The organism is Paraburkholderia podalyriae, from assembly GCF_014397785.1.
GTDB lineage: Bacteria > Pseudomonadota > Gammaproteobacteria > Burkholderiales > Burkholderiaceae > Paraburkholderia > Paraburkholderia podalyriae.
In genome coordinates this window covers 1-9,646 of sequence record NZ_VZQQ01000120.1, presented here as the reverse complement: position 1 = coordinate 9,646, position 9,646 = coordinate 1, and the positions used below count along the sequence as shown (strand labels likewise).

Here is a 9,646-nt window from a genome sequence, read left to right as displayed (position 1 = left end):
GCAGCGAGGCTCGTTTGCGCGTCCAATTCAGCGAATTGAGCGTCGAATCGCTTTGTCATCCGGAAAATTCGACGCCGTCTCGACTGCAATTTGGGCAGTTGGGCCATTGATCAGCGTTTCCCTAGCGAGATTGAAAAAGATGCTATCGGTCGTCGAGGGCGACCGGGAGCTCGTGCGTGCGCAGTTGCATGCATTCAGCCGCCAGGTACCGCTGCTCTATTTCATCCTGCTCGTCAACACGGCGGCGGTCGCGGCGACGCATCTGAGCAGCGCGCCGGCCTGGCTGTCCATGTACATACCCGGGGCGCTCGGCGTGCTGTGCCTGTTTCGCTGCGCGCGCTGGTGGCGCAGGCGCAACCGTGCGATGACGGACGCGCAGGCGGTCAGCGAGTTGCGCGGCGCGACGTGGCTGGTCGGCCTGTTCGGCGTCGCGTTCAGCGGCTGGTCGCTGCTGCTGTTTCCGTACGGCACCGCGTACCAGCAGGCGCAGGTCGCGTTCTATATGGCGACGACGCTGGTCGGCAGCATGTTCTGCCTGATCCATCTGCGCAAGCCCGCGCTACTGCTGCTCTGCATCGTGATCCTAAGCTTCTCCGGGTTGCTGGTATCCAGCGGCTCGCCGGTGTTCCTCGCGATGGCCGTCGACATGACGCTGGTCGGCGTCGCGCTCGCGGTGGTCATCCAGCTTTACTGGCGCACGTTCGCGGACGCGGTGCACGCGCAACGCCAACTGCGGGCGAGCCAGCAAAACACCCAACGGCTCAGCGACGACAACTACCGGCTCGCGAATCTCGACAGTCTGACCGGCCTGCCGAACCGGCGCAGTTTCTTCTCGTCGCTGCGCGCGATCTCGGAGCAGGCGCTCGAAACCGGCGGCGGCTTCAACGTCGGGCTCATCGATCTGGACGGCTTCAAGCAGGTCAACGACATCTACGGTCACGCGAGCGGCGATTTCGTGCTGCAGGAAGTCGGCACGCGGCTGCTGTCGATCGGCGAAACGGGCCTGATGTTCGCGCGTCTGGGCGGCGATGAATTCGGGGCGATCGTGCGTCACAAGCTGTCGAACGAAGCGCTGGTCGAGTTGGGGCAGCGCATTTGCGACGCGCTCAGTCAGCCGTACCATGTCGCCGACAACGTCGCGGAGCTGTCGGGCACGATCGGCTGGGCCGCGTTTCCCGGAGCGGGCTCGACTGTCGCGCAGGTGTTCGAGCGCGCCGACGCCGCGCTCTACGTCGGCAAGGAAAACCGCCGCGGCATGCCGGTGATTTTCTCGACCGAACACGAAACGCAGATGCGGCGTCTGAGCCTCGTCACGCAGGAGCTGCGCCATGCGGACCTCGAAACGGAGCTATTCCTCGAGTTCCAGCCGATCTACGATCTGCTCACGCGCCGGCCGATCGGACTCGAAGCGCTCGGCCGCTGGCACAACGGGCGGCTCGGCCTGGTCAGGCCGGAGGAATTCATTCGGATCGCCGAGCGTACCGAGCTGATCCTCCGCATCACCGACGTGCTGCTGCGCCAGGCGCTCGCCGAAGTCGCGCACTGGCCGGCCGATCTGTATCTGTCGTTCAACCTGTCCGCGATCGACATCTCGACGTCGGCGCGCGCGCGCCGGCTGATCGACATCGTCGCGGCGAGCGGCGTGTCGCCGCATCGCGTGACGTTCGAGATCACCGAAACCGCGTTGACGCGCGATTTCGAGCAGGCGCACAGCGCGATGACGATGCTGAAACAGGCCGGCTGCCGGATGTCGCTCGACGATTTCGGCACCGGCTATTCGAGCCTCAGCTACGTGCATCGGCTGCCATTCGATGCGATCAAGATCGATCGCAGCTTCGTAACCGACGTCGATACCAACAGCGCTTCGAAGAAGATCATCAAATCCGTGATCGACCTGTGCCGTAACCTCGGGCTCGAATGCGTGGTGGAAGGACTCGAAACGCCGTTGCAGGCCGAGGTCGTGAAGGCGCTCGGCGCGCGCGCGGTGCAAGGCTATCTGTTCAGCCTGCCGATGCGCGCGAGCGCGATCGGCACGTTTCTGTGGGCCGCGCTCGCACAGAGCCAGGCGGCGGAGACGCATTCGTAGCGCTCGAGCGCTCCACCGCCACGCCGTTCAATACGCGAGCTTCGGATACCAGTCGCTGCCGCGGCCGCCCGGCGTCATATCGAGGATCGTCCATAGCGGCATCGGATCGGGCGCGCCGCGCGGATCCTGACCGGGGTCCGCCGTCGACGGCCCCATCTCCTCGGCCCAGAAGTGCCGCACGACGCCGCCCGCGCGCGTGAATACGTTGAGCGCGGGAAGGTCGTCGCCGGCGGGATCTTCGGCCGCGTAATCGCGATTGAACGTGTTGCCGCCCGACGAATAGAGCCGCAGATGCCGCCAGCCGCGTTCCTCCTTGAACGCGACGAGCCTGTCGATCGGCGAGCGGCCGATCACCGCGAACGCGACGCGCTGCAGGATATCGGGCATTTCGCCGTCCCACGCACTCAGCAGCGACGTGCACATCGGGCAGGGCCGCGCGCGCTGCGGACCGAACATCCAGTTGTAGGTCACGAGCGTGTCGTGCGCGCCGAACATCTGCGACAGCGTGGCCGGGCCGGTTTCGCCGTCGAAGCGATAATCCTCGGGCACGATGCCGCCCGGCGGCAGCGCGCGACGCTGCGCGGCGACGCGCTCGATCTGGCGGCGCAGCTCGATTTCCTCGGCGAGCAACGCGTTGCGCGCGCGTCGATATTCGGCGCTCTCGCCGGGAAAGCGCGACGGCAGGTCGGCCAGTTGGCGGGCGGGTTTCAGCGTGTGCGTCGAGGTGGTGTTTGCGTCGTTCATCAGCCATCTCCTTGTCAGAAATCGTCAGAAAAACGGACGGAAGACGGGCTAGCGCCTGCGCTTGCCGTCCCTCCTGTAGCGACGACGAACGAGGCCACGGAAAATCGACAGGCCTGGGGGTGAATTGTGTGCCGCCGTGATGGGCCTCACGTGGCTCGGCACCGTACCGCTGACGAGCGGGCTCGTGGCCAAGCTGTTCGGCACGCGTCACCTCGGCAGCCTGTTCGGCCTGTGCTTTCTGAGCCACCAGATCGGCTCGCTTCTCGGCGCGCGGCTCGGAATTCCGAAGCCATTCCCGTTGCGGCTACTTCGTGGGCGTATCGGCCGCCGCTTTCGGCACACGCCCCATCAGATAGAACTCGTCGTTCGGACGCATCGAGATCACGTTCGCCATCCGGTTCGACAGTCCGAAAAATGCGGTGATGGCCGCGATGTCCCAGATGTCTTCGTCGGTAAAGCCGTGAGCGCGCAGTGTCTGGAAATCTTCTTCGTCGACCGTGCCCGAGGCGCGGCACACCTTCAGCGCGAAATCGAGCATCGCTTTCTGGCGCTCGGTGATGTCGGCGTTGCGATGATTGACCGCGACCTGGTCGGCGAGCAGCGGCGCTTTTTCGTAGATGCGCAGAATCGCGCCGTGCGCGACCACGCAGTAAAGACAATCGTTGATCGCGCTGGTCGCGACCACGATCATCTCGCGCTCGCCTTTCGTGAGACCGCCCTCTTTCAGCATCAACGCATCGTGATAAGCGAAGAACGCGCGGAATTCGTCGGGCCGATGCGCGAGCGTCAGAAACACGTTCGGCACGAAACCCGCTTTCTGCTGCACTTCGAGAATGCGAGCGCTGATGTCTTCGGGCCACTCGCCCGGTTCGGGCACCGGGTAGCGGCTGATGGGCTCGAGCGTGGCCATGCGCTGTCTCCGTGATCGTTGTCGAGGGTATGCCGATCATTGTAGCAACGCGTTTTCGCGGCCGCCCGCGCTGCATCACGCCCACTCGATCACGTCCGATATTGTCGCCCGTATCGTCTAGACTTTCAGTTCGGCAGGCGTGAAGCCGCCCGGCACGGCGGCGACCCAAGGAGCGATCATGTCAAACGTTACGCACGACGCGCGGGCCCGGGTCATCAAGGTGCGCCCGGACCGGGAAATGGTGACGACCCAGCGGCTGCCCTATTTCGTCGGTATTTCGGCGGGCACCGCGGGCGCCACCGGCCTGTCGATGTACATGGTCGTGGTCCCGCCCGGCGGCCATGCGGAGCCGCACTATCACGCCGACTACGAGACCGCGATCTATATGCTCGAAGGCAAGATCGAGACGCGCTATGGCCCAGGCTTGCGCGAATCGGTCATTACCGAGGCTGGCGACTTCCTGTTCATTCCGCCGGGCGTGCCGCATCAGCCGTTCAATCTCGACGCGAACGTCGCGGCACGCGCGATCGTCGCGCGCAACCATGCGGACGAACATGAGCGGGTCGTGCCATACGACCCGTCCGAGGACGCGTGAGGCGACCGGCCTTCGACGCGCGAGGCCTTCAGGCGAGCGACGGCAGTTCGCGCAATCTATCGTCAATGGCCGCTTTTCAGCTTTCGCCATTGCCCTGTTTTCCGACCTCATTCATAAAACGTGTGATCGCAGTCGTGGCAGTGAAGATTGTCCAAGATATTTTGATCGACAAACTCCCCAGCTTTAGCACTGGCAAGCCCGAGAACAGCTCCTCTTTTTTCCGTTTTCCGCTTATCGGCTCGCGCCGTGATTACTTGATCAACTGCATCCCTGCGACCTTCGAAGCCGTCACGTCGAAAGTAGCTGTGTACTCGCACTCGGCCACATACCCCGACCGCTCGATCAGGCAGCGCCGTCGCCTTCTTCGACTGCACGCCGTCGTCCTGGGCGAAGTAGCGAACCAGCACATTCGTATCCAGTCCGATCATCGCGCCGATGCCCCGCGCTCGGCGATGGCACGGTCCATGTCCTCGATCGACACGGCGAAAGCGAGCGCGAGCAGCGACTGAGACTGCTCGAACTCGCGCGCGCCAAAGGCATGCGCGCAATGGGCAACGAGTGGGCGCCCGGCATGGTCAACGCCGATCGCCACGGTTCCGCGGTCTACGAGGCGGTGCTCGACATGATCGAGCGAAGCACGCCGGACAAATTCGCGGCGCAGATCCGCGCGTTGCTCGATCGTCCCGGTGCGACGGCGCTGCTTCGCGACATCGCGTGTCCGACGATGATCGTATGCGGCCGCGACGACCAATGGAGTCCGCTCGCGCGTCATCAGGAGATGCACGCGCTGATTCGCGGCTCGGCGCTTCGCGTGATCGAACGAAGCGGTCATATGTGCACGATGGAGCGGCCGGACGATGTGACCGACGTGCTGGTCCAATGGGCCCGGTGGGCGGCCGGGTTCGGAACGGCTCGCTGATCCTGCGGCCATCGTCCGCATCAACATTGCAACCGTGTGACAGCCGACCCGGTTGTTTATCGACGAGCAGCACCGTATGCTTGAACGCGAATCGCTTTCCGTTCGTCAACTTTGAGAAGGTCCTTCCGTCATGAACGAATACTGCATGTTCAAGGGAAAACTGCTGCGCGCGGCGCCTTTTAAAGATTCATACATCGGCAGTCCACACTATGTGATTACGGTTACCGGCAACGACGATACGCCATTCAACATCGTCGTCAATTCGGCGTCGACGCAACCGGGCGCAAGCGGTAACGACGACGTGTACTTCTATGCCGATCTGAACTTCGCCGATCCGCTAACCGCCAAACTTCAGCCACTGAATCTCGGCCTCTACACCAGCGGCTTTCCGCGGCTCGATTACTTCCAGGACAGCAGCCTGCTCGACATTCACCGGATGCGGCCGATTCCCTACGAGGATCAAAACGGCAATCGCGCCGACGTCAACGACATCATCGACGAAATTCTGACCATCGACGAAACGCAGCCGTCGCAAAGCCTGCCTTACGACAACGGCAGCGGTCAATTGCATAACCGTGATTTCTGGACACCGACGGCAGCGGGCATCGTGGTCTATGGGTTCGGCTTCCTGTTTCTGCCGAAGAAGGACGGTCTTCACGAGACCCACATGAATCAGGGCAATCCGCGCGGCCCGCATTACAACGAAAACGGCGCGTTCCAGGACGGCGCGGTGATCGTGCAGCGCGCCGATGGATTCGCCGCGATGTTCACCGCGTTTCAGACGCAGTATCTGCCGACCAATGCGGCCGGCGATCCGACCGCGAACGCCGTGGCGTTGCCGGATTACATTCGGGGTGGTTGATAGCGCCGCCTGTGTGTGTTTGGCCAATTGAATTCAGCCACACTCGAACGGAGTGTGGCTGAAACATCGCGGCATTCACGTTGCAGCCGCGTTCTCGCGCCGATCAGCGCGCGGTCGCGGCGCCTCGACGCGGAATATGCCGGTGCACCACGGCCAGCGCGACCAGCACGGTGGCCATCGCGATACCGAGCATCTCGGCGTTTACCCGATAAATAGATTTTATCGACTATTTATCAATAAAGTCTCATGTTAGATTCCGTCGCCATGCGTCGCTGGAACGAAACAAGGAGATCCGGATGGGAGTTTTGATTGGCGTGCCGATCGTGGTGCTCGGCTTCGCATTGCGCTTCAACGCGCTGCTGGTGGTGACGATCGCGGGCGTCGCGACCGGTATCGCCGGTGGCTTGCAAACGGTGGAGATTGTCAGCGCCTTCGGCAAGGCATTCGCGGATAACCGCTACATGGGCCTGATCTGGCTGACACTGCCGGTGATCGCGCTGCTCGAACGCAACGGTCTGAAGGAACAGGCGCGGCATCTGATCTCGCGCCTGCACGCCGCCACCACCGGCCGCGTGCTGATGCTCTACTTCGTGATTCGCCAGATCACGGCCGCGCTCGGTCTCACGTCGCTCGGCGGCCATGCGCAGATGGTGCGCCCGCTGATCGCGCCGATGGCCGAAGCGGCCGCCGCGAACCGCCACGGCGATTTGCCCGATGCGGTGCGTCAGCAGATTCGCGCGAACGCATCGGCGGTCGACAACATCGCCGTGTTCTTCGGCGAGGACATCTTCATCGCGATCCAGTCGATCCTGCTCATCAAGGGCTTTCTCGAACAGAACGGCGTCGTGGTCGAACCGTTGCACGTGTCGGTATGGGCGATTCCGACCGCGATCGCCGCGCTCGTCATTCACGTGATCCGCCTGATCCTGCTCGACCGCAATCTGTCGCACCAGATGAGCGCATTCAAACGGAGTGCGGCGCAATGACGATCAGGCTCGAATCTCTCTATGTGCTCGCGGGGCTGATGTTCGCCGCGTTCGCGCTGTTCAATCTGCGGGACCGCACGAACCCGCGGCGCGTCGTCAACTTTATGTTCTGGGGCATCTATGCGCTCACGTTCCTGTTCGGCGCAGAACTGCCGCACTTCGTGACGGGCTGCCTCGCCATCGCGCTCGCGTTGATCGCGGGCTCCGGCAAGCTCGGCAAGGGCCGCAACGACAGCAACGGCGAAGCGGCCGCCGCGCGCCGCGAAGCGAACGCGCAACGCTTCGGCAACAGGCTGTTCATTCCGGCGCTGCTGATTCCGGTGATCACGCTGGTCGGTACGCTGACACTCAAGTACACGCCCTTCGTCGAAACAAAGAACGTCACGCTGATTTCGCTCGTGCTCGGCACCCTGGTCGCGTTCGGCGCGGCGCTTCTGATGCTGCGCGACTCGCCCGTGCATGCTTTGAAGGACGCCCGCCACACGATGGATACCGTCGGCTGGGCCGCGATCCTCCCGCAGATGCTCGCCGCGCTCGGCGCGCTGTTCGCGGTCGCGGGCGTCGGTCACGTCGTGTCGGACCTCGTGAAAACGTGGATACCGGTCGACTCCGCGTTCGCCGTCGTCACAGCCTACACGTTCGGCATGGCCATCTTTACGATGATCATGGGCAACGCGTTTGCCGCATTTCCGGTGATGACGGCCGGCATCGGCCTGCCGCTGATCGTGCATCAGTTCAACGGCAACCCCGCGATTCTCGGCGCGATCGGCATGCTGTCCGGTTTTTGCGGCACGTTGATGACGCCGATGGCCGCGAACTTCAACATCGTCCCCGCCGCGCTGCTCGAACTGAAGGACCAGAACGGCGTGATCAAGGCGCAATGGCCGACCGCTTTACTATTGCTGATCGTCAACACCATACTGTTGTACGTGTTCGTATTCCGCTTCTGAGGAGCCGCCGATGATCACCCAGCTCACCCGCGAATTCGCGTCGAAATTCGCCAATGTCGCGCTCGCCCACCTCACGCGCGAATACCCGAACAAGCTTACGCACTCGCTCGACGGGCCGCAGGACGTACAGGGTCCGCGCGCCTTGCATCCGATCTTCTACGGCAGCTACGACTGGCATTCGTGCGTGCACGGCTACTGGCTGATCCTGCATCTACTCGAACGCTTCCCCGATCTGCCCGAGGCCGCGCGCGTCGTCGCGGTGGTCAATCAGCATTTCACCGAGGCGAACGTCGCCGGCGAACTCGCGTATCTGAATCTGCCGCACAACCGCGGCTTCGAGCGACCGTATGGCTGGGCATGGCTGCTTGCGCTCGGCGCGCAGTTGCAGTCGCTGAAAATCTCGGAGGCCGCGCGCTGGGCGAAGACGTTCGCGCCGCTCATCGAGGCGTTCGTCGACCGCTTCGAGGAGTTCCTGCCGAAAGCGACCTATCCGCTGCGCGTCGGCACCCACTTCAACATGGCGTTCGCGCTTGCGCTGACGCTCGATTTCGCCCGGCAAACCTCGCGCGAATCGCTCGAGGGGCTGATCGTCAGCACCGCCGAGCGCTGGTATCTGGACGACGTCGCCTGTCAGGCGTGGGAGCCGGCCGGCGATGAGTTTCTTTCGCCGTCGCTGATGGAAGCCGAGTTGATGCGGCGCGTGTTGCCGTCCGCGCAGTTCGCCGACTGGTTCGGACGCTTTCTGCCGGACCTCGGCGCGAAAAAGCCGGCGACGCTGTTCGAGCCCGTCACCGTCACTGATCGCAGCGACGGCAAGATCGCGCATCTCGACGGCCTCAATCTGAGCCGCGCCTGGTGCCAGCGTGCGCTCGCGCGTGCGCTGCCCGCTGGCGATGTGCGTCGCACCGTGCTGCTCGATGCGGCTGAGCTTCATCTGCACAGCGCGTTGCCGCACGTGGCCGGCGACTACATGGGCGAGCACTGGCTCGCCACGTTCGCGACGCTGGCGCTCGAAGCTTGAGCGAACCGGCAGCGAACTGAACCGGCTTTGAAGAGATGAAGCCGTGCTGTTTGGTGCGCTTCAGTACGAAGCGCCTTTTCATTGCCCGTTCAACAGTCCCTGCCTGCGGCGGTAAAATCGCGCAAGGCGATTGCGCCGCTTTAAAGGTGGAAGTTTGACTGAGTTCGAGCAGGGTTTCATTTTGACCCGACATTGGCAGGACACGCCCGCCGGCACGGAAATCGAGTTCTGGCTGGCCACGGACAGCGGGCCGCGCCACATCCGTCTGCGCCCTCAGCCGTCCGTCGCCTTCATTCCGGCCGAACAGCGCGAGCGCGCCGAAACGATCCTGCGCCGCGACGCGCCGCTCGATCTGCGGCCGCTCGAATTGCGCGACTTCCAGCATCGGCTGGTCAGCGGGCTTTACTGTGCGCAATACCGGCAATTGAAGGGCTTCGAGAAGCGCCTTAGCAGGCTGCGGAAATACACCCCTCCAAAAGCAACGTCCATCGCTCTGCGCGGCTACCGCCGCGCAATTTTCTGCATTACGAAATTTCAACGTGAATCCAGCTTATTTTTCGACAGTTTGAGGCC

At 63.3% G+C, this 9,646-nt stretch carries 10 protein-coding genes and 2 pseudogenes; 10 read left to right on the top strand and 2 right to left on the bottom strand.

The annotated features are described in order from the left end of the window. Nucleotides 1–139: 139 nt before the first annotated feature. Nucleotides 140–2,086 (top strand): putative bifunctional diguanylate cyclase/phosphodiesterase, encoded by a 1,947-nt coding sequence (locus F6X42_RS40735; RefSeq protein WP_187639452.1) that lies wholly within the window; start codon nt 140–142, stop codon nt 2,084–2,086. A 27-nt stretch (nt 2,087–2,113) separates the two neighbouring features. Here the strand turns inward: F6X42_RS40735 and F6X42_RS40730 are convergent, their stop codons facing one another. Continuing rightward, complete coding sequence (locus tag F6X42_RS40730) at nt 2,114–2,830, bottom strand: DUF899 family protein (protein WP_187639451.1); 717 nt, start codon at nt 2,828–2,830, stop codon at nt 2,114–2,116. 130 nt (nt 2,831–2,960) lie between these two features. Between F6X42_RS40730 and F6X42_RS40725 the strand changes: the two are divergent. Next, nucleotides 2,961–3,110 (top strand): annotated as a pseudogene (locus F6X42_RS40725) (MFS transporter); the annotation flags it as partial. A gap of 24 nt (nt 3,111–3,134) precedes the next feature. On the opposite strand, the gene F6X42_RS40720 reads toward F6X42_RS40725, so the two are convergent. Further along, a complete protein-coding gene (locus tag F6X42_RS40720) occupies nt 3,135–3,740 on the bottom strand; it encodes a peroxidase-related enzyme (protein ID WP_187639450.1) in 606 nt (201 codons plus the stop codon). 178 nt (nt 3,741–3,918) lie between these two features. On the opposite strand from F6X42_RS40720, the gene F6X42_RS40715 reads away from it, so the two are divergent. The 8 genes and pseudogenes from F6X42_RS40715 to F6X42_RS40680 all read left to right on the top strand — a co-directional run. After that, entirely contained in the window at nt 3,919–4,335 is a 417-nt protein-coding gene (locus F6X42_RS40715) for a cupin domain-containing protein (protein WP_187639449.1), read from the top strand. Nucleotides 4,336–4,400: 65 nt separating this feature from the next. Next, nucleotides 4,401–4,844, top strand: coding sequence for a hypothetical protein (locus tag F6X42_RS40710; RefSeq protein ID WP_187639448.1), 444 nt, complete (start codon nt 4,401–4,403; stop codon nt 4,842–4,844). A gap of 38 nt (nt 4,845–4,882) precedes the next feature. Then, complete coding sequence (locus tag F6X42_RS40705) at nt 4,883–5,254, top strand: alpha/beta fold hydrolase (protein ID WP_246530513.1); 372 nt, start codon at nt 4,883–4,885, stop codon at nt 5,252–5,254. A 130-nt stretch (nt 5,255–5,384) separates the two neighbouring features. Beyond that, a complete protein-coding gene (locus F6X42_RS40700; protein WP_187639447.1) occupies nt 5,385–6,116 on the top strand; it encodes a DUF2278 family protein in 732 nt (243 codons plus the stop codon). A gap of 296 nt (nt 6,117–6,412) precedes the next feature. Beyond that, nucleotides 6,413–7,102 (top strand): DUF969 domain-containing protein, encoded by a 690-nt coding sequence (locus F6X42_RS40695; RefSeq protein WP_187639446.1) that lies wholly within the window; start codon nt 6,413–6,415, stop codon nt 7,100–7,102. Next, nucleotides 7,099–8,052, top strand: a complete 954-nt coding sequence (locus F6X42_RS40690) for a DUF979 domain-containing protein (protein WP_187639445.1) — start codon at nt 7,099–7,101, stop codon at nt 8,050–8,052. The genes F6X42_RS40695 and F6X42_RS40690 overlap by 4 nt, the downstream gene beginning before the upstream one ends. 10 nt (nt 8,053–8,062) lie before the next feature. Next, the gene (locus tag F6X42_RS40685) at nt 8,063–9,073 is read left to right on the top strand and encodes a DUF2891 domain-containing protein (RefSeq protein WP_187639444.1); all 1,011 of its coding nucleotides are present in this window, start codon (nt 8,063–8,065) and stop codon (nt 9,071–9,073) included. Between the two features lie 154 nt (nt 9,074–9,227). After that, nucleotides 9,228–9,646 (top strand): annotated as a pseudogene (locus F6X42_RS40680) (hypothetical protein); the annotation flags it as partial.